This window comes from Limosilactobacillus coleohominis, from assembly GCF_016901675.1.
In the GTDB taxonomy this organism is placed as follows: Bacteria; Bacillota; Bacilli; order Lactobacillales; family Lactobacillaceae; genus Limosilactobacillus; species Limosilactobacillus intestinavium.
Map to the genome: position 1 here is coordinate 1 of NZ_JACJKU010000231.1, position 212 is coordinate 212.

Sequence of the window (212 nt, forward strand, 5' to 3'; positions counted from 1 at the left end):
ATCATTTCAAGATCGAGTTGTCATCGAAACTTTGCACAAAGAACATTATTCTTTAGGTCAAATTGCTAGTCGCATTGGATTTTCTCGAACCACAGTTTTTAAAGAATTACATCGATTACCTGGATCTTATAATGCCCGAAGGGCAGAAAAACAGCATCGTGATCAAATCACTCAACGTGGAGCTAAGTCACACTTTACTTCAGGATTAAAGC

Annotated in this window: 1 protein-coding gene; it reads left to right on the forward strand. The window is 37.7% G+C overall.

What is annotated here, in order from left to right; all coding sequences use genetic code 11:
* The coding region (locus H5975_RS08635) for a helix-turn-helix domain-containing protein (RefSeq protein ID WP_204785658.1) at positions 1-212 on the forward strand (212 nt) is incomplete at both ends.